15 protein-coding genes are annotated in these 20,992 nt (G+C 51.1%); 9 read left to right on the top strand and 6 right to left on the bottom strand.

The window, feature by feature from the left end; translation table 11 throughout:
• Positions 1–96 precede the first annotated feature (96 nt).
• From gyrA to NA197_RS19280, 3 genes are all read right to left on the bottom strand, one after another.
• Complete coding sequence (gene gyrA, locus NA197_RS19290; protein ID WP_001281271.1) at positions 97–2,733, bottom strand: DNA topoisomerase (ATP-hydrolyzing) subunit A; 2,637 nt, start codon at positions 2,731–2,733, stop codon at positions 97–99.
• Positions 2,734–3,142: 409 nt separating this feature from the next.
• Positions 3,143–4,345, bottom strand: a complete 1,203-nt coding sequence (locus NA197_RS19285) for a mandelate racemase/muconate lactonizing enzyme family protein (protein ID WP_000705586.1) — start codon at positions 4,343–4,345, stop codon at positions 3,143–3,145.
• Positions 4,346–4,359: 14 nt separating this feature from the next.
• Positions 4,360–5,685 (bottom strand): MFS transporter, encoded by a 1,326-nt coding sequence (locus NA197_RS19280; protein ID WP_000098078.1) that lies wholly within the window; start codon positions 5,683–5,685, stop codon positions 4,360–4,362.
• Between the two features lie 49 nt (positions 5,686–5,734).
• Between NA197_RS19280 and NA197_RS19275 the strand changes: the two genes are divergently transcribed.
• The 5 genes from NA197_RS19275 (at position 5,735) to yfaE (ending at position 11,568) form a co-directional block, all read left to right on the top strand.
• Entirely contained in the window at positions 5,735–6,619 is an 885-nt protein-coding gene (locus NA197_RS19275) for a GntR family transcriptional regulator (RefSeq protein WP_000944714.1), read from the top strand.
• Positions 6,620–6,701: 82 nt separating this feature from the next.
• On the top strand, positions 6,702–7,430 hold the full coding sequence (ubiG, locus tag NA197_RS19270) for a bifunctional 2-polyprenyl-6-hydroxyphenol methylase/3-demethylubiquinol 3-O-methyltransferase UbiG (RefSeq protein WP_001091009.1): 729 nt from the start codon (positions 6,702–6,704) through the stop codon (positions 7,428–7,430).
• A gap of 355 nt (positions 7,431–7,785) precedes the next feature.
• Complete coding sequence (gene nrdA, locus NA197_RS19265) at positions 7,786–10,071, top strand: class 1a ribonucleoside-diphosphate reductase subunit alpha (RefSeq protein ID WP_001076495.1); 2,286 nt, start codon at positions 7,786–7,788, stop codon at positions 10,069–10,071.
• A 112-nt stretch (positions 10,072–10,183) separates the two neighbouring features.
• A complete protein-coding gene (gene nrdB / locus NA197_RS19260; protein ID WP_000332026.1) occupies positions 10,184–11,314 on the top strand; it encodes a class Ia ribonucleoside-diphosphate reductase subunit beta in 1,131 nt (376 codons plus the stop codon).
• Positions 11,314–11,568, top strand: a complete 255-nt coding sequence (gene yfaE, locus NA197_RS19255; protein ID WP_000533921.1) for a ferredoxin-like diferric-tyrosyl radical cofactor maintenance protein YfaE — start codon at positions 11,314–11,316, stop codon at positions 11,566–11,568. The genes nrdB and yfaE overlap by 1 nt, the downstream gene beginning before the upstream one ends.
• A 1-nt stretch (position 11,569) precedes the next feature.
• On the opposite strand, the gene NA197_RS19250 is transcribed toward yfaE, so the two are convergent.
• Positions 11,570–12,760 (bottom strand): MFS transporter, encoded by a 1,191-nt coding sequence (locus tag NA197_RS19250; protein ID WP_000660247.1) that lies wholly within the window; start codon positions 12,758–12,760, stop codon positions 11,570–11,572.
• 161 nt (positions 12,761–12,921) lie between these two features.
• Between NA197_RS19250 and NA197_RS19245 the strand changes: the two genes are divergently transcribed.
• Entirely contained in the window at positions 12,922–13,800 is an 879-nt protein-coding gene (locus tag NA197_RS19245) for a LysR family transcriptional regulator (protein ID WP_064043070.1), read from the top strand.
• Between the two features lie 115 nt (positions 13,801–13,915).
• Here NA197_RS19245 and glpQ read toward each other — a convergent pair whose 3' ends face one another.
• Both glpQ and glpT read right to left on the bottom strand, forming a co-directional pair.
• Positions 13,916–14,986: a glycerophosphodiester phosphodiesterase gene (gene glpQ / locus NA197_RS19240; protein ID WP_000858952.1), complete on the bottom strand. Its 1,071-nt coding sequence runs from the start codon at positions 14,984–14,986 to the stop codon at positions 13,916–13,918.
• 4 nt (positions 14,987–14,990) lie between these two features.
• A complete protein-coding gene (glpT, locus tag NA197_RS19235) occupies positions 14,991–16,349 on the bottom strand; it encodes a glycerol-3-phosphate transporter (RefSeq protein WP_000948739.1) in 1,359 nt (452 codons plus the stop codon).
• Positions 16,350–16,621: 272 nt separating this feature from the next.
• Here glpT and glpA point away from each other — a divergent pair, with 272 nt between their 5' ends.
• From glpA to glpC, 3 genes are read left to right on the top strand one after another with little or no spacing between them, the layout of a single operon-like run.
• Positions 16,622–18,250 (top strand): anaerobic glycerol-3-phosphate dehydrogenase subunit A, encoded by a 1,629-nt coding sequence (glpA, locus tag NA197_RS19230; protein WP_000857207.1) that lies wholly within the window; start codon positions 16,622–16,624, stop codon positions 18,248–18,250.
• On the top strand, positions 18,240–19,499 hold the full coding sequence (glpB, locus tag NA197_RS19225; protein WP_000667152.1) for a glycerol-3-phosphate dehydrogenase subunit GlpB: 1,260 nt from the start codon (positions 18,240–18,242) through the stop codon (positions 19,497–19,499). Before glpA ends, glpB begins: the two co-directional genes overlap by 11 nt.
• Positions 19,496–20,686 carry an anaerobic glycerol-3-phosphate dehydrogenase subunit GlpC gene (glpC, locus tag NA197_RS19220; RefSeq protein ID WP_001285726.1) on the top strand — a complete coding sequence of 397 codons (1,191 nt, stop codon included), beginning with the start codon at positions 19,496–19,498 and terminating at the stop codon, positions 20,684–20,686. Before glpB ends, glpC begins: the two co-directional genes overlap by 4 nt.
• The last annotated feature ends 306 nt before the right edge of the window (positions 20,687–20,992 follow it).

The raw sequence follows: 20,992 nt of genomic DNA, 5'->3' as shown, positions 1-20,992 counted from the left end.
GATGTAAATAGAGTGTGACTAAGGTAGCGGTAAATGACGTAGCCCGCAACGGCAAAGAAAAAGGGCCGGATATCCGGCCCTCGCACAGCAATAACATTACTCGTCAGCGTCATCCGCAACGTCGTCATCGCTTTCCGCTTCCGGGGCGATATCCTCATCCCCTTCCGCCACGCTGCCGTCGATAGCGTCGAGTTCTTCGTCATCTACCGGTTCAGCAACGCGTTGCAGACCCACCACGTTTTCGTCTTCCGCCGTGCGGATAAGGATAACGCCCTGGGTATTACGTCCCACTACGCTGATCTCGGACACACGGGTACGCACCAGAGTACCGGCATCCGTGATCATCATGATCTGGTCGCAATCGTCTACCTGTACCGCACCGACAACGGAACCGTTGCGCTCGGTCACTTTGATAGAGATAACGCCCTGCGTCGCACGAGACTTGGTCGGGTACTCGTCCGCTGCGGTACGCTTCCCGTAGCCGTTTTGCGTTACGGTCAGAATAGCGCCTTCGCCGCGTGGGATGATCAGAGAGACGACTTTATCATCTCCCGCCAGCTTAATACCGCGCACACCGGTCGCGGTACGCCCCATCGCACGGACGGCGTCTTCTTTGAAGCGCACCACTTTACCCGCGGCCGAGAACAGCATGACTTCGTCAGAACCAGAAGTCAGGTCAACGCCAATCAGCTCGTCGCCGTCGTTGAGGTTTACCGCGATAATACCGGCGGAACGCGGACGGCTGAATTCGGTCAGCGCCGTTTTCTTCACGGTACCGCTGGCGGTCGCCATAAAGACGTTGACGCCTTCTTCGTATTCACGAACCGGCAGAATCGCGGTGATACGTTCGTTGGCTTCCAGCGGCAGCAGGTTAACGATCGGACGACCGCGCGCGCCACGGCTGGCTTCCGGCAACTGATAGACCTTCATCCAGTACAGACGGCCCCGGCTGGAGAAGCAGAGGATGGTGTCATGGGTGTTGGCCACCAGCAGACGGTCGATAAAGTCTTCTTCTTTAATACGCGCGGCAGATTTACCTTTCCCACCACGACGTTGCGCTTCGTAATCTGTCAGCGGTTGATATTTGACGTAACCCTGGTGAGACAGCGTCACGACAACATCTTCCTGGCTAATCAGATCTTCGATATTAATATCGGCGCTGTTGGCGGTGATTTCGGTACGACGCTCATCGCCGAACTGATCGCGAATTAACTCCATCTCTTCGCGAATCACTTCCATCAGGCGATCGGCGCTGCCCAGAATGTGCAGCAGTTCAGCAATCTGCTCCAGCAACTCTTTGTATTCGTCGAGCAGTTTTTCATGCTCCAGGCCGGTCAGTTTCTGCAAACGCAGATCCAGAATCGCCTGCGCCTGCTGTTCAGTCAGGTAGTACTGACCGTCACGCACGCCAAATTCTGGCTCCAGCCATTCCGGACGCGCGGCGTCGTCACCGGCGCGCTCCAGCATCGCAGCAACGTTGCCCAGATCCCACGGACGCGAAATCAGCGCCGCTTTCGCTTCCGCCGGCGTTGGCGCACGGCGAATCAGTTCGATAATCGGATCGATGTTGGCCAGCGCAATCGCCAGAGCTTCAAGGATATGCGCGCGGTCACGGGCTTTACGCAGTTCAAAAATAGTCCGACGCGTCACCACTTCACGGCGGTGGCGCACGAACGCTGAAATAATATCTTTCAGGTTCATGATCTTCGGCTGGCCATGATGCAGCGCCACCATGTTAATACCGAAGGAAACCTGTAGCTGGGTCTGGGAGTAGAGATTATTAAGCACCACCTCACCCACCGCATCGCGTTTCACTTCAATCACGATGCGCATCCCGTCTTTGTCGGATTCGTCACGCAGCGCGCTGATGCCTTCCACGCGTTTATCTTTCACCAGCTCGGCGATTTTCTCGATCAGGCGCGCTTTGTTCACCTGATAGGGAATTTCATGGACGATGATGGTTTCACGGCCCGTTTTCGCGTCAGCTTCAACTTCCGCGCGGGCGCGAATGTACACTTTGCCACGACCGGTACGGTAGGCTTCTTCGATACCACGACGACCGTTGATGATCGCGGCGGTCGGGAAGTCCGGCCCCGGAATATGTTCCATCAGCCCTTCAATGCTGATGTCTTCGTTGTCGATATACGCCAGGCAGCCGTTAATCACTTCCGTCAGGTTGTGCGGCGGGATATTCGTCGCCATACCTACTGCGATACCGGAAGAACCGTTCACCAGCAGATTCGGAATTTTGGTCGGCATGACGTCCGGAATTTTTTCCGTACCGTCATAGTTATCCACGAAATCCACCGTCTCTTTTTCGAGATCGGCCATCAGTTCGTGGGCGATTTTCGCCAGACGGATCTCCGTATAACGCATTGCCGCCGCGGAGTCGCCGTCAATAGAACCGAAGTTACCCTGACCATCCACCAGCATGTAACGCAGCGAGAATGGCTGCGCCATACGAACGATGGTGTCATACACTGCGGAATCGCCGTGGGGATGGTATTTACCGATTACGTCACCAACGACACGGGCAGATTTTTTATAGGCTTTGTTCCAGTCATTGCCCAATACGTTCATGGCGTAAAGTACGCGACGGTGTACCGGCTTCAGGCCATCTCGGACATCCGGCAGCGCACGGCCAACAATGACCGACATCGCATAATCCAGATAGGAGCTCTTCAGCTCCTCCTCAATGTTGACCGGTGTAATTTCTCTCGCAAGGTCGCTCATCTAACCGCTATCCCTCTACTGTATCCCGGATTCAAAGGTCGCAAATTATAACACATTCGCCCACGTACTGGTAAACGGAATGCAGCCAGACAATGCTTTATTCGGGTGCCGCATGCTCTCTTCATTTATAAGCGTGGTCTCGGCGTTTATTGGCGATCGGCTTCAGAGGCGACACAGGGGAGATCGGGGCCTGGCCAGGAAGAGGTTAGAAAATCAATACCTCCCGTGTATACCCGTCATACTTCAAGTTTCATGTGCGTTGGCTGCGAGTTACTCGGCCCATCCCTGGGCCTCGCCCCGTCGCGGTTAGCGCAAGCGCTGTTCAAGACGGTTAACCATTTTATCCTGCAACTCGAATTATTTAGGGGATATGCCGGGAGGCATAAACCATAATCAGTATCACCAGATGCTATTTAATCACATAGGCCAGATATTCTTTCACTACCTCATCGTTTAATTCCTGACCCAATCCGGGCTGTTCCGGCGCGACATAATAGCCATTTTCCGGTTGATAATCGTGGGTACAAAGTTCCCGAATAGATGCTTTCATCGCATTGGTATGATGCTCATGAATAATAAAGTTGGGAATTGCTGTTTCCATATGCAGCGCGGCTACCGTGGAAACAGGACCGCCGCAAACATGCACCTGTACAGTGGTGTCATAAATATTAGCATAGTCACAGATTTTCTTTCCTTCGGTAATTCCGCCGCAGAGACACAAATCAGGTTGCGCTACGGCAATAGACTGCTTCTCCAGTAATTCCCTGTATCCCCATCTTGTGTAGGAACGCTCGCCAGTGGCGATTGGAATCGTTGTTGAACGGGAAACTTTCTGCATATTATCAGAATTTAATGGATGAATCGGTTCTTCATAAAGAAAGATACGATACTTTTCTATCGCCTTCGCAAATTGAATAGCTGAGTTTGTACCGAGAAGAGAATGGATTTCCACGATAATATCAGCATCATCCCCCATTGCTTCACGCATAGCGGCAATTCGCGCTTCCCCCATTTTTAATTGATCGGCCAGTAACAATCCTGAATAGTTACGATTTTTATTCTGAAAAACACAGTCATCGCCATTACGATCGATTTCGAGTGGATCCACTTTAATCGCATCATATCCATCGTCAAGAGCCGCACGCGCCGCCTCAGCATATTCCTCAGGTGTCACTAATATCTGGCGTTTATCCCCCCAACCAAATTGTAACTGACTAGCATAGGTTCTTAATTTTTCATTAGTTTTCCCGCCAAGGAGCTGATAAACAGGTACACCTAAATATTTACCTTTGATATCCCAAAGAGCAATATCAATAGCGCTCATTCCGGCATAAAAAACGTTCCCGCCTCCCATTCCCCAAAAAGTCTTTCTGAAAAAGAACTCCCAAATTTTTTCGATATTTAATGGATCTTCACCCACAATCAATGGCGCCAGATCTCTGATGATCCCTACGCCAGCTTTAGCGCCTGCGCCATAGGCCAGTCCTACTTCGCCAATACCACTTAATCCTGAGTCGGTATTCACCCGGATAAGTACTGGATTATAGGATGACATCGTTTGATCTCTTTTTTTTAATTCACAGTCAAAAACTTCAATAGACGTAATTTTCATAATTTCTCCATTTATCAGGTTCGTGATACAACATTTGTTTGTTGGCTTTTTTCTTTTTTCACATCAATTTTCATTAACGCCAAAACGGCTACCGCAGCGAAGCAAAGTATTGCCTCTACAATAAATATTCCTGTCGCACCATAATGAGTAGAAACGAATCCCAGTGACTTATTAATCAGGAATCCGCCAAGACTTGAACATGAGTTAATAAACGCAATGCTGATAGCCAACCCTGACGGCGACAATAATGCAGAAGGCAGCGCCCAGTAAGGTCCGTAATAGCTGAGGATCCCAACACCATAGAACGTTAGCCCCAGCATTCTCAGCGACATTGAGGGGACAAGAGCAATCATCAGAAAACCACAGCCTGCCAGAAACATGGGTAATGCAGCATGCCATTTTCGTTCATTCTTTTTATCGGAATGCCAGCCCCACCAGGGCATGCTGAACATAGCGAAAATAAACGGAATACTCATGATTAAACCAACGTCAGTATCCGTAAAATCAGCTGAAAATCCCTTCACCAACCCCGGCAACCAGTAGTTTGCCGCCAGAGCAGCCGCCTGAATCAACATGTAGGCGAAAGAAAGCTGAAGCAAAACTGGATTTTTGATTACGGAAAGAAAGGATGAGTTGGTATTTTTATTTAATGCAGCTGCGGTTTCATTGTCAGTGCGTAATTTATTAACTAAGGCCGATATCTGCTGTGGCGTAAGCCATTTAGCCTTTTCTGGACTGTCAGGCAGTAAATAAAATGTCAGGATGCCAAGGAATACGGTAGGGATACCTTCAATAGCAAAAAGCCAGCGCCAGCCTTCATAATCCGGGGTATTCAAATGCTCGATGATCCAACCAGACATCGGTGCAGCCAATACCGATGCAACAGCAATAGATAACATGAAGAAACTATTGACTTTTCCGCGTTCACGAGCCGGGAACCAACATGCAAGATAATAAACCATGCCCGGGAAAAAGCCAGCTTCAAATACCCCCAAAAAAATGCGAGCCAGCAAAATATGTTGAGTATCTTTAGCAAAAAAAATCAGCCCTGTTACCGCTCCCCAGCCGATAATAATGGAACTAATCCATTTTCTTGCGCCAAGCTTTTGCAAGCCAATGCTACTCGGAATTTGAAAGATTAAATATGATATGAAGAATATAGAAGAAATATTAGCGAAATCCTCAGGCGTAATACCGAGAGATTCATTCATGCGTAATGCAGCAAACCCAATATTGACACGATCCATATAGTTAAAAAAGTAAAGAATAAAGGCCAAAGGAATGATTTTCCTTTTTACAATACGAATTGCATCGTATAAATTTTCTTGTGGACTACTCATTTTGCATCACCTTTTATGATTCAATGAATAAGGGTATTGACCGGAATCGATGTTACGTAAAAAACAATACAATTCAAAAGCTAATGTGTCATATCTGATATATCAGCAAGCAAACTTAATGAAATATACAATAACAACAATAAAGTATGTAAATTTTCTTATATCTGATATATTAGATCCGTTAATTTTGAATAAATTAATTACAATGGAGCCGGGTTTAACCATGGAGGAGAAGAAAATGAAAAATAGATTAAAGCGTGATTTTAGTCACATATCAATTGAAATACCCAAATCCATCACCCAGGTGATTAAAGAGAAAATAAGGGAGATGATTATCCATGGCGATTTCGATCTTGGGCAAGCGATCAGTGAAAATGAACTATCAAATATTCTGATGGTAAGTAAAACACCAATTCGTGAAGCTTTTATTTGGCTGAGCTATAATGAAAACTTAGTCAACATCATTCCCCGCAGTGGGACATTTGTTTTTTCTGTCACCGACGAGGATATCAATGATCTCATCAAAATGAGGGTTATCCTTGAACAGGGCGCAATTCGTGAAGCGATGGAGAAAAATGCTAACAATGTCATAGTCGAATTAAGCAATATTTTATCGAAGTCAGCAAAAATTAATGCAGAGCGAGATACGCAAGCTTACCTCAAACTGGATCATGATTTTCATTATGTTTTTGTGAAATATGCCGATAATAAATACATTTCACAAGCACACCTGTTGATCTCTGCACGTTTATTGGCAATTCGCTACAGACTGGATTTTACCGCTGAATATATCACCAGCTCTAACCGTGGACATGCCACTATTTTGGATATGTTAAAAAACAACAACGTCGAGGGCGTCTGTAATTTTATCACGCACCACATCGGTAGCGGTTTTACAGAACGCGCAAGAAAACTTCTTGCGCTGAAAGCGTAATAAAGACGGCAGTAGATATAACGCAGCGACTTTGCACCTGCTATAATGCCCCGATAGATCAATAGCGGAATCTCATGTACTCATGAACACTGAAAAACCGTCGGTAGCTCACAACGTTGACCATAATGAAATCGCCAAATTCGAAGCCGTCGCGTCGCGCTGGTGGGATCTGGAGGGCGAATTCAAGCCATTGCATCGCATCAACCCCCTACGCCTTGGCTACATTACTGAGCGCTCAGGCGGCCTGTTCGGTAAAAAGGTGCTCGACGTCGGCTGTGGCGGCGGTATTCTGGCGGAGAGCATGGCGCGCGAAGGCGCTACCGTTACCGGGCTGGATATGGGCTTTGAGCCTTTGCAGGTCGCCAAACTGCATGCGCTGGAAAGCGGCATTGAGGTAGAGTACGTGCAGGAGACGGTTGAGGAACATGCGGCAAAACACGCCCAGCAATACGACGTCGTCACCTGTATGGAAATGCTGGAGCACGTTCCCGATCCGCAATCGGTCGTCCACGCCTGCGCCCAACTGGTTAAACCCGGCGGCGAGGTGTTCTTCTCAACGTTGAACCGCAATGGAAAATCCTGGCTGATGGCGGTCGTCGGCGCTGAGTATATTCTGCGCATGGTGCCAAAAGGCACGCACGACGTGAAGAAATTCATTAAGCCTGCTGAACTGTTAAGCTGGGTAGATGAAACCGTCCTGAAAGAGCAACATATCACCGGGCTGCACTACAACCCGATAACCAATACTTTCAAACTCGGTCCCGGAGTAGACGTTAACTACATGTTGCATACCCGCGCTAAAAAAGCGTGACATCAAAGAATTTTCCTATAAGGGTTGCGTTAGATCATCGGGCGCAACCTTTCCCTTCGATGAAGAAATCAGCATTCGATCAACTTTTGATTTTTTTTTATGAATTGTTGACATCCTCTCCAGGCCTTATCAGACGCGCATTTAGCGATTCTTACGCTTTTGCAACCGCAATTTAACGCCAAAATCAACTCTTGTACTCAAAAGAATCCCTACTAGAATACTCACCATATAGCGTTTCACTTATCGATTACCCCCTATATATAGTATTTATCCACAGAGTTAGTCACAACGTGGCGTTGTGGATAAGCGGGGGGATATTTTTCTTTCACGGACAGGTAAACAGGTAGAAAACCACATGAATCAGAGTCTGCTGGTGACAAAGCGTGACGGCCGTACTGAGCGCATCAATCTCGACAAAATTCATCGCGTGCTTGATTGGGCGGCAGAAGGACTGAATAACGTATCGGTTTCTCAGGTCGAGCTACGCTCGCATATTCAGTTTTATGATGGGATTAAGACCTCCGATATCCATGAAACTATCATTAAGGCCGCCGCAGACCTGATCTCTCGCGATGCGCCGGATTATCAATACCTGGCTGCGCGTCTGGCGATTTTCCACCTGCGTAAGAAAGCCTTCGGCCAGTTTGAGCCGCCCGCACTTTACCACCATGTGGTAAAAATGGTTGAGCTTGGCAAATACGACAATCATCTGCTGGAAGACTACACGGAAGAAGAGTTCAAGCAGATGGATTCGTTTATCGTTCACGATCGCGATATGACCTTCTCCTACGCTGCCGTTAAGCAGCTGGAAGGGAAATATCTGGTGCAAAACCGCGTGACCGGCGAAATCTATGAAAGCGCACAGTTCCTCTACATTCTGGTAGCGGCCTGCCTGTTCTCGAACTACCCGCGTGAAACGCGTCTTGACTATGTAAAACGTTTTTACGATGCGGTCTCTACGTTCAAAATCTCGCTGCCGACGCCCATCATGTCCGGCGTGCGTACCCCGACCCGTCAGTTCAGCTCCTGCGTACTGATCGAGTGTGGCGACAGTCTGGATTCCATCAACGCCACCTCCAGCGCGATTGTGAAATACGTTTCTCAGCGCGCCGGTATCGGCATCAACGCGGGACGCATTCGTGCGCTGGGTAGCCCGATTCGTGGCGGCGAAGCGTTCCACACCGGCTGTATTCCGTTCTACAAGCACTTCCAGACGGCGGTGAAATCCTGCTCGCAGGGCGGCGTGCGCGGCGGCGCGGCGACACTGTTCTACCCGATGTGGCACCTGGAAGTGGAAAGCCTGCTGGTACTGAAAAACAACCGTGGCGTGGAAGGTAACCGCGTACGTCACATGGACTACGGCGTACAGATCAACAAACTGATGTACACCCGCCTGCTGAAGGGCGGCGACATTACGCTGTTCAGTCCGTCCGATGTACCCGGGCTATACGATGCGTTCTTCGCCGACCAGGACGAATTCGAACGCCTGTACGTGAAATATGAAAACGACGACAGCATCCGCAAACAGCGTGTGAAAGCGGTCGAACTGTTCTCGCTGATGATGCAGGAACGCGCCTCTACCGGTCGTATCTATATCCAGAACGTTGACCACTGCAATACTCACAGTCCGTTCGATCCGGTTGTCGCCCCGGTACGCCAGTCTAACCTGTGTCTGGAGATTGCCCTGCCGACCAAACCGCTGAACGATGTCAACGATGAAAACGGCGAAATTGCGTTGTGTACGTTGTCTGCATTCAACCTGGGCGCCATTAAAACTCTGGACGAGCTGGAAGAACTGGCTATTCTGGCAGTACGCGCTTTGGATGCTCTGCTCGATTATCAGGATTACCCGATTCCGGCTGCCAAACGCGGCGCAATGGGCCGTCGTACGCTGGGCATTGGCGTGATTAACTTCGCCTACTGGCTGGCGAAAAACGGTAAGCGTTATTCCGACGGCAGCGCCAATAATCTGACGCATAAAACCTTTGAAGCCATTCAATACTATCTGCTTAAAGCGTCCAACGAACTGGCGAAAGAGCAAGGCGCCTGCCCATGGTTCAACGAAACCACCTATGCAAAAGGCATTCTGCCGATCGACACCTACAAAAAAGATCTGGATGCGATCGTCAACGAACCGCTGCACTACGACTGGCAACAACTGCGTGAGTCGATCAAAACCCACGGTCTGCGTAACTCCACGCTATCGGCGCTAATGCCGTCGGAAACGTCGTCCCAGATCTCCAACGCCACCAACGGTATCGAACCACCGCGCGGCTACGTCAGCATCAAGGCCTCGAAAGACGGTATTTTGCGTCAGGTGGTGCCGGATTATGAGCATCTGAAAGACGCTTACGAACTGTTGTGGGAGATGCCGAACAACGACGGTTATCTGCAACTGGTGGGTATCATGCAGAAGTTTATCGACCAGTCGATTTCCGCTAATACCAACTACGATCCATCACGTTTCCCGTCAGGAAAAGTGCCGATGCAGCAACTGCTGAAAGATTTGCTCACTGCGTATAAGTTTGGCGTGAAAACTCTGTACTATCAAAATACCCGCGACGGCGCGGAAGATGCGCAGGACGATTTGGCGCCTTCTATTCAGGACGATGGCTGCGAAAGCGGCGCTTGTAAGATCTGATGAATAGTGCCGGGTAGCGCTATGCTTACCCGGCCTACGATTGTACGGTTTGTAGGCCGGATAAGGCGCTTGCGCCGCCATCCGGCGCTCATCCCATAAAGGATTCACTTCAATGGCATACACCACTTTTTCACAGACGAAAAACGATCAGCTCAAGGAACCCATGTTCTTTGGCCAGCCGGTCAACGTTGCACGCTATGACCAGCAGAAATATGACATCTTCGAAAAACTGATCGAAAAACAGCTCTCTTTCTTCTGGCGTCCGGAAGAGGTCGACGTCTCCCGCGATCGTATCGATTATCAGGCGTTGCCGGAGCACGAAAAACATATCTTCATCAGCAACCTCAAATACCAGACGCTGCTGGATTCCATTCAGGGACGTAGCCCGAACGTCGCCCTGCTGCCGCTCATTTCCATCCCGGAGCTGGAGACGTGGGTAGAGACCTGGGCGTTTTCTGAGACGATTCACTCACGATCCTACACCCACATTATTCGTAACATCGTCAACGATCCGGCGGTCGTGTTTGACGATATCGTGACCAATGAGCAAATTCAGAAGCGCGCCGAAGGTATCTCCGCCTACTACGACGAACTTATTGAGATGACCAGTTACTGGCACCTGCTCGGTGAAGGCACCCATACCGTTAATGGCAAAACGGTTGTCGTGAATCTGCGTGAGCTGAAGAAAAAACTGTATCTGTGCCTGATGAGCGTGAACGCGCTGGAAGCCATCCGCTTCTACGTCAGCTTCGCCTGCTCTTTCGCATTTGCCGAGCGTGAACTGATGGAAGGCAACGCCAAAATTATCCGTCTGATCGCCCGTGACGAAGCGCTGCATCTGACCGGCACGCAACATATGCTGAACCTGTTGCGTAGCGGCGTGGACGACCCGGAGATGGCAGAAATCGCCGAAGAGTGTAAACAGGAATGTTATGACCTGTTCGTGCAGGCGGCGCAGCAGGAAAAAGAGTGGGCGGACTATCTGTTCCGCGACGGTTCGATGATCGGCCTGAATAAAGATATCCTGTGTCAATACGTTGAATATATTACGAATATTCGTATGCAGGCGGTAGGGCTGGATCTGCCGTTCCAGACCCGCTCCAACCCAATCCCGTGGATCAATACCTGGCTGGTGTCCGATAACGTTCAGGTCGCGCCACAGGAAGTGGAAGTTAGCTCTTATCTGGTCGGACAAATCGATTCGGAAGTCGATACCGACGATCTGAGTAATTTCCAGCTCTGATGGGACGCGTCACGCTGCGTATCACTGGCACACAACTGCTGTGCCAGGATGAACACCCTTCTCTGCTGGCCGCGCTGGAATCGCATAACGTTGAGGTGGAGTATCAGTGCCGCGAAGGATATTGCGGCTCCTGTCGTACCCGGCTGGTTGCCGGTCAGGTTGACTGGATTACGGAACCTTTAGCGTTTATCCAGCCGGGAGAGATTTTGCCCTGCTGCTGCAGGGCAAAAGGCGATATCGAAATCGAGATGTAACTCAGTGCAACTCGCTGGTGGAAACCAAAGGCATCACGCCACGTTTTTTCATCTGCACGGCATACAGTGCGCCAGCGAGTACCACCAGCACCGCGCCAGCGACATAAATCATACGATAGCCAACCGACTCAACCATCATTCCCATGATAAAGGCGCCAATCGCCATTCCGGCGTCCATCGCGTTAAAGAACAGTGAATTCGCCACGCCGATTTTATGCGGTTCAACCGAGCTGATAATTTGCGTCTGGAAAACCGGCGTGACCGAACCGTAGCCGATACCGATGAGACCGCCGGAAATAATCATCATGATGCTGCCATTGGTGTAGCCCAGCGCCACCAGACCGATGGTAAAAGCCAACAGGCATGGGAAAACAACATATTTCGGCCCTTTTTTATCACAAATATTCCCGGTGAAGGTACGGCATATCATCAGGAAAATCGCGTAGCACAGCAGGAAATTACTGGCCGCCGCCATTAAATCCAGCTCACGCGCATACAGCGCCAGGAAAGCCGACACGCCGGCATAGGAGAAAGTCATAAAAAAGGTGACCAGCGCAAAAGGCAAGGCGGCGCGGTCAAACATCGCGGCAAAACCCAGATTTGGTTTCGAACCATCGGCATGACGAATTACCGGAGGGACCGTCACAATCAGGGAAAGCACAATCCCTAACGCCGCTACAGCGGAACAAAGCCAGAATGCGGCAGTGAACGCGTTCCAGCGGGCCATATTCAAACCGATCCACGGTCCGACGACCATCGCCAGGCCCATCGCTAAAGAGAAAAAGCTGATGCCCTCTCCACGTCGGGAGGCCGGAATTAACCGCGCTGAAATAGTTCCTTTTACCGTGGTAATAACACCAAACGTAATCCCATGAAGTACGCGGATAAAGAGCAGCGACTCGATAGAATGGCAAACCGGATACAGCGCGGTAATCACCAAAAAAGCCAGAGAAGAGAGCACCAGAATCTTTTTATTCGAATATTTTCCCACCCACTGTCCGGCAAATGGCCGAATAACAATTGCCGCGGCCAGGAAACATGTCACTAACAGCCCGGCCTTATCTGCAGAAGCATGCAGGCGATCAGCAATATAAATGGGTAATAAAGTTAGCAGTACATAAAAAACAAAAAAGATAATAAAACTTACTATGGTGATTGCCCAAAAATCCTTCGTCCATAATTTTTCTTTCATTCTTAACGACCCGCTCAGATGGCGCACGCAGGCAACGCTCAGCTCAACTGAACACCTATCAGGTGCGTCAAAATGTGATGTATTCGATAGAATCGCAGTATAAACAAGTGCACTCTATTAGAAAAATTAATCGTTTTAATTATATTAATTAGGTTTTACTAATGACACTAACCCAAATCCACGCCCTGCTTGCCGTACTGGAGTACGGCGGATTTACCGAGGCCAGCAAACGGCTATACATGACGCAATCCGCCGTCAGCCAGGCCATCTCCGCGCTTGAGGAGGAGCTCGGCGTTGATATATTGATTCGTGAGCGTCGTAAAGAGATTGAGCTTACCGCCGCCGGTAGCCGCATCGTCAGGCACTTACGCGCGATCCAGCGCGACGTCAACGCGGTAAAAGAGATTGCCGAACAAGAAAAAAGGAACCCGGCCCGTACGCTACGGATTGGCTGTTTTCCCAGCGCCTGCGCCTGCATTTTACCCGGCGTCATTCGCTATTTTGAAAGCCATCATCCAAATGTAAAAATTATCCCCTATGAAGAGAACAGTACGGCTATTATTGATTCGCTGCAGGACGGAAGTATTGATGCCGGTTTCGTTCCTTTTCCGGTCAACGGTATGTATTGCGTCCCCATTTACCGGGATAAATTCACCGTAGTGGTGCCTGAAAATCATCCCCTGGCGGCCAATAGTACAGTAACGGTCGAAGAACTGATGGACGAACCACTTATTGTCAGTAAAGGTCGTTATGAATTAAGCATTATGGCGTTGTTTAAAGAAAAGGGTATTGAACCGATATTTAAATATGAATTTAACCATCCCGATACTGCGCTGAATTTTATTCGCCAGGGGTTAGGTATCGCCTTATTGCCAGAATTAACCTTAAAAGCCACGACAGAAAAATTATGCTCCGTGGCGCTGGAACCCACCTTTTATCGACAAATTTCCCTGTTAGCAAAAGAACCGCCGGTAGAAGGAAGCCCGCTATTTTTATTACAAAAATGTATGGAAACACTGACCGATGAGGGTTTGCTATAAAACAACACCGCCTGATGACATTGCGTTTATCAGACTTACGCTGGCAAACGTTGCGCCAGGCCGGATGAGGCGTTTATGTCCTCATCCGGCGCTTCACTTCTACTATGGCATACCTTTAGTCATTTTTTTGCAGAAACATGACCGCCTTATCCGGGAAGTCAGTGAACAGCCCGTCGACGCCCGCCTTGTTATACAGGATATCGTATAACTGATTGACGTCTGTGGCATAGTCCGGCAATTGATCGGCACGCACAGTGTAAGGATGCACTACCATCTTATTCTGATGCGCGTCCTGCACCATTCCAGTCAGCTTGATATTCCCTTTCGTTGAGCCTTCCGCGACCAACATGTGGTAATCCGGACCAATACCGTCCGCATATTCCGCCACCTGCTTCATAGCGCCCGGCTTAAACATCCAGTCGTAGTTGTAATTTACCCAACGACCGTCCGGCTGTTTCTGCTGGGTTTCATTCCAGTCGGTATACGCAATAAGTTGAACCAGATTGAGGTCCATCCCCATTTTGGGTTCCAGTTCATTCTTAATACGTTTCAGCTCAGCGACATCAAAACACTGCAAATAGACATTATCCTGCTTGCCGGTGTAACCATACTTCTTCAGCACTTCCAGCGTTTTCGCGGCAATATCTTTCCCTTCCTGATGATGGAACCACGGTGCTTTAATTTCCGGATAAATACCGATATTTTTACCGGTAGAGTGATTTAATCCCTGAACGAATTCAATTTCCTCTTCAAAGGTATGAATGCGGAAATCAGATTTACCCATCGGGAAACGGCCCGGATAAGTTTGTACTTTTTTGCCGTTTTCAATATCAAACCCTTCGGTAAACTTCAGGGATTTAATTTCATCCAGCGTAAAATCGATAGCGTAATAACGCCCATCTTTACGCGCCCGGTCCGGAAAACGGTCAGCGACGTCAGTCACCCGGTCAAGGTAGTGGTCATGGAGGACGACCAGATGGTCGTCCTTTGTCATCACTAAATCTTGTTCCAGATAATCTGCCCCTTGCGCATACGCCATCGCTTTCGCCGGTAGCGTATGCTCCGGCAGATAACCGCTGGCGCCACGGTGGGCGATAACGACTTTTTCAGCCGCCACGGCGCCGCTTCCGATGGTCATTCCTGCCAACATTAACGCCACGCTAAGGTTTTTCAGTGTGGTTTTCATGTTATTAGCCTCCGTTGCGTTTTAACTGCAGCTCATCATGATGGCGTTTTTCACCAATCATCACGACCACCAGCAGGATTACCGCCAGAATGCTGCCGCCAATCATCACCATAAAGCCGCCATCCCAACCGAAGAAGTCAACGGTATAACCCACAATGGCGCTTGCAGCGACAGAACCGCCCAGGTAACCAAACAGACCGGTAAAGCCCGCCGCCGTACCCGCCGCTTTTTTCGGCGCCAGTTCCAGCGCGTGCAGACCGATCAACATTACCGGGCCGTAGATCAGGAAGCCGATAATAATCATACAAGCCATATCAACGTTCGGGTTCCCTGCCGGGTTCATCCAGTAAACGATGGTCGCGATAGTCACCAGGGTCATAAAGAACACGCCGGTCGCACCGCGGTTGCCGCGGAAGACTTTATCCGACATCCAGCCACACAGCAGCGTGCCCGGAATACCCGCGTATTCATACAGGAAGTAGGCCCAGGAGGATTTATCCAGTGCGAAATGCTTCACTTCTTTCAGGTAGGTCGGTGACCAGTCGAGGATGCCGTAGCGCAGCAGATAAACAAACACGTTGGCGATAGCGATGTACCACAACAGTTTGTTCGGCAGTACGTACTGCATGAAGATCTGCTTCGCAGTCAGCTCTTCTTCCGCTTTTTCGTTATAGTCGTCCGGATAGTCGTTTTTATACTCTTCGATAGGCGGCAGACCGCAGGATTGCGGCGTATCGCGCATCATTGCGAAAGCGAACAGCGCCACCACAATCGCGCCAAAGGCTGGCATATAGAGCGCCGCTTTCCAGTCGTTAAACCACGCCATCCCCAGCAGGAACAGCAGTGGCGGGATCCCGCCGCCGACGTTATGCGCACAGTTCCAGACCGACACAATGCCGCCGCGCTCTTTCTGCGACCACCAGTGAACCATCGTACGTCCGCACGGCGGCCACCCCATCCCCTGGAACCAGCCGCAAAGGAACAACAGCACAAACATCACGGCGATGCTGGATGTCGCCCACGGTACAAAGCCCATAAACAACATGACTGCTGCGGCCAGAATCAACCCTGCCGGCAGAAAAACGCGCGGATTCGAGCGATCAGACACCGAACCCATTATAAATTTCGAAAAACCATAAGCGATGGAAATCCCGGACAGCGCAAAGCCCAGATCGCCGCGTGAAAAACCCTGTTCTACCAGGTAGGGCATCGCGAGGGCAAAGTTCTTGCGCACCAGATAATACGCGGCATAGCCAAAGAATATCCCCAGGAAAATCTGCCAGCGTAATCGGCGATAGGTCGGATCAATCTCCGCCGCTGGCAAGCGCGCTTTATGCGGCGCTGGTTTAAAAATACTCAACATATTGTAGCCTCCGTGGCCCGTATTTTATTTAGAGGTAAACACCGCAGTTCGTTCAAACAACCCCGCTGCTCCCAGTGTGGCCGCGATGTTAAGTAAAGATACGTCACGTTAATGTGAATTACAGCACATATTGTTACAGTTTTATGACCAATGTTCAGAAAGGCGCACGAAATCACGTTTCATTTTCGAATAGTGAGCGATTATGCGCGAAATCAAACATTCCATATGATTTGTATGGCTAAATGATAAAAAACGAACTGTGAGGAAAAACAATGAAAACTCGCGACTCGCAAGCAAGTGACGTGATTATCATTGGCGGTGGAGCAACAGGCGCAGGGATCGCCCGCGACTGCGCGCTGCGCGGTTTACGTGTCATTCTGGTGGAGCGGCATGATATAGCGACCGGCGCGACCGGGCGTAACCACGGGCTGCTGCACAGCGGCGCTCGTTATGCGGTTACCGACGCGGAATCCGCGCGCGAGTGCATTAGTGAAAACCAGATTTTAAAACGGATCGCCCGCCATTGCGTCGAACCGACGGATGGTCTGTTTATTACGTTGCCGGAAGATGATCTTGCGTTTCAGGCCACCTTTATTCGCGCCTGTGAAGCGGCAGGCATTCGCGCTGAAGCCATCGATCCGCAGCAGGCTCGCATCATCGAACCTTCCGTTAACCCTGCGCTCATCGGTGCGGTAAAAGTGCCGGATGGCACCGTGGACCCTTTCCGCCTTACCGCCGCCAATATGCTGGATGCCAGAGAACATGGCGCAATCGTGTTAACGGCGCATGAAGTGACCGGGCTCATTCGTGAAGGCGCAACGGTCTGCGGCGTCCATGTGCGCAACCATCTCACTGGCGAAACCCAGACGCTTCACGCGCCGGTGGTGGTCAATGCGGCAGGTATCTGGGGGCAACGGATCGCCGAATACGCCGACCTGAGTATTCGCATGTTCCCGGCGAAAGGCTCGCTGTTGATCATGGACCATCGGATCAACCAGCATGTCATTAACCGCTGTCGGAAACCATCGGATGCCGACATTCTGGTACCTGGCGATACGATTTCACTGATCGGCACCACCTCTACCCATATTGATTACAATGAGATAGACAGCAACCGCGTCACCGCAGATGAAGTCGATATCCTGCTGCGTGAAGGGGAAAAACTGGCCCCTGTCATGGCGAAGACGCGTATTCTGCGCGCGTATTCCGGCGTCCGCCCGCTGGTGGCCAGCGATGACGATCCCAGCGGTCGTAACGTCAGCCGCGGTATTGTGTTGTTCGACCACGCCGAACGCGACGGGCTTGAAGGCTTTATTACCATTACCGGCGGGAAGCTAATGACTTACCGCCTGATGGCGGAATGGGCGACCGACGCCGTGTGCCGCAAGTTGGGCAATACTCGCCCCTGCATCACGGCGGATACGCCGTTGCCTGGCTCAAAAGAGTCTACGGAACATACGCTGAAACGCATTATCTCGCTTCCCGCGCCGCTACGCGGATCGGCGGTTTATCGTCATGGCGATCGCACGCCGGGGTGGCTGAGCGAAGGCCGCCAACACCGTAGCCTGGTCTGTGAATGCGAGGCCGTCACGGCGGGGGAAGTGCAGTATGCCGTCGAAAACTTAACCGTGAATAGCCTGCTGGATCTGCGCCGTCGCACCCGCGTAGGGATGGGCACTTGCCAGGGCGAACTGTGCGCCTGCCGCGCGGCCGGGCTATTGCAGCGTTTTAATGTGACAACCGCAGCGCAATCTATTACGCAACTCTCTGAATTTCTGAATGAGCGCTGGAAAGGCGTACAACCTGTCGCCTGGGGAGACGCGCTGCGCGAAAGCGAATTTACGCGCTGGGTTTATCAGGGATTATGCGGTCTGGAGAAGGAGCACCAGGATGAAATTTGATACGGTTATTATGGGCGGCGGTCTCGCCGGTTTGCTGTGCGGACTGCAACTCCAGCAGCATGGATTACGCTGCGCCATCGTCACCCGCGGACAAAGCGCGCTGCATTTTTCCTCCGGCTCGCTGGATCTACTCAGCGCCCTGCCCGACGGCCAACCGGTGACCGACATTACCGCCGGGCTTGATGCGCTGCGCCGCCAGGCACCTGAACATCCTTATTCGCGTTTGGGCGCGCAAAAAGTCCTTACGCTGGCGCAACAGGCGCAAACGCTACTTAACGCCAGCGGCGCGCAGTTATACGGTGACGTACAGCAGGCGCACCAGCGTGTCACGCCGCTTGGCACATTGCGTTCAACCTGGCTTAGCTCGCCGGAAGTACCGGTCTGGCCGTTATCCGCACAGCGAATTTGCGTCGTCGGCGTTAGCGGATTACTGGATTTCCAGGCGCACCTTGCGGCAGCGTCGCTGCGCCAACGCGACCTCAACGTGGAAACCGCAGAAATCGACCTTCCGGAACTGGACGTACTGCGTGATAACCCGACGGAATTTCGCGCGGTCAATATTGCGCGTCTGCTTGATAACGAAGAAAAATGGCCGCTGCTGTACGACGCGCTGTCGCCAATAGCGACAAACTGCGACATGATCATCATGCCCGCCTGTTTCGGGCTGGCGAACGATACGCTGTGGCGCTGGCTTAACGAACGTCTGCCCTGCGCGCTCACGCTGCTGCCGACGCTGCCGCCATCGGTGCTCGGTATTCGTCTGCACAATCAGCTCCAGCGCCAGTTTGTCCGTCAGGGCGGCATCTGGATGCCGGGCGATGAAGTGAAGAAAGTCACCTGCCGTCGCGGTACCGTGAGCGAAATATGGACCCGCAACCATGCCGATATCCCACTGCGCCCGCGTTTTGCCGTACTTGCCAGCGGTAGCTTCTTTAGTAGCGGTCTGGTTGCCGAGCGCGAAGGGATCCGCGAACCTATTTTAGGTCTCGACGTACAGCAAACGGCCACCCGCGCCGAATGGTATCAACAACATTTCTTTGACCCACAGCCCTGGCAGCAGTTTGGCGTCGTGACGGATGACGCCTTCCGCCCCTCCCTTGCGGGCAACACGGTAGAAAATCTGTATGCAATAGGTTCTGTGCTGGCGGGATTCGATCCTATAGCTGAGGGATGCGGCGGCGGCGTCTGCGCAGTCAGCGCCCTCCAGGCCGCGCACCATATCGCTGAGCGTGCAGGAGAACAGCAATGAGCGACACACGTTTTGAAAGTTGTATTAAATGTACGGTGTGCACCACCGCGTGCCCGGTCAGCCGCGTTAATCCTGGCTACCCTGGCCCTAAACAGGCCGGACCGGATGGCGAACGCCTGCGTCTGAAAGACGGCGCACTGTATGATGAGGCGCTGAAATATTGCATTAACTGCAAACGGTGTGAGGTCGCCTGTCCGTCGGACGTGAAGATTGGCGATATCATCCAGCGCGCCCGCGCGAAATACGATACGACGCGCCCGTCATTGCGTAACTTTATTCTCAGCCATACCGATCTGATGGGCAGCGTTTCAACGCCGTTCGCGCCGGTGGTCAATACCGCCACCGCATTAAAGCCAGTGCGCCAGTTGCTTGATTACGCGCTCAAAATCGATCATCGCCGCACCTTACCAAAATACTCTTTCGGCACCTTCCGCCGCTGGTATCGTAGCGTGGCGGCGCAGCAGGCTAAATACAAAGATCAGGTCGCCTTTTTCCATGGCTGTTTTGTGAATTACAACCATCCGCAGCTCGGAAAAGATCTGATTAAGGTGCTGAACGCAATGGGTACCGGCGTACAGCTACTGAGTAAAGAGAAATGTTGCGGCGTGCCGCTGATCGCTAACGGTTTTACGGATAAAGCTCGCAAGCAGGCTATCAGCAATGTGGAGTCGCTACGCGAGGCGATTGCCGTCAAAGGTATTCCGGTCATCGCCACGTCATCCACCTGTACGTTTGCGTTGCGCGATGAATATCCTGAAGTGCTGGACGTGGACAACGCCGGGCTGCGCGAACATATCGAGCTGGCCACCCGCTGGCTATGGCGCAAACTGGATGCCGGGAAAACGCTGCCGCTTAATCCTTTGCCGCTGAAAGTGGTCTACCATACGCCGTGTCATATGGAAAAAATGGGCTGGACGCTTTACACGCTTGAACTGTTGCGGCAAATTCCGGGGCTTGAATTGACGGTACTTGATTCACAGTGCTGCGGCATTGCCGGTACGTATGGATTTAAAAAGGAAAACTATCCGACATCACAGTCCATCGGCGCGCCGCTGTTCCGCCAGATTGAAGAGAGCGGCGCCGACATTGTCGTCACCGATTGTGAAACCTGTAAGTGGCAAATTGAGATGTCTACAAGCAAACGCTGCGAACACCCCATTACGCTACTGGCCCAGGCGCTCGGCTAAGTAAAAAGCGCCGGAGCCCCTCCGGCGCTATTACCCTACTCACCAGGGACGATTTTCCATCAGACATATACCCTTCATACTTCAAGTTGCTTATGTGTTGGCTACGGATTATTTTGGGTATAAACGCGGATGTCTCTTTGCAATAACCTACCCTATTTGGTTAACCATGACCGCTAACCCACGGTGGCATGACAGATAACGACGTTACTGTTTATAGAGCAATATCTCTTGTATCGCCGCGTTACCAGCCTCCTTTAAAGAGGGGGATAACTGAATATCTCCAATAATAATTGAGTGTTATGTGAA

Source organism: Salmonella sp. NW884, from assembly GCF_051700745.1.
In the GTDB taxonomy this organism is placed as follows: Bacteria; Pseudomonadota; Gammaproteobacteria; order Enterobacterales; family Enterobacteriaceae; genus Salmonella; species Salmonella enterica.
This window is presented reverse-complemented; position numbering and strand designations above follow the sequence as displayed.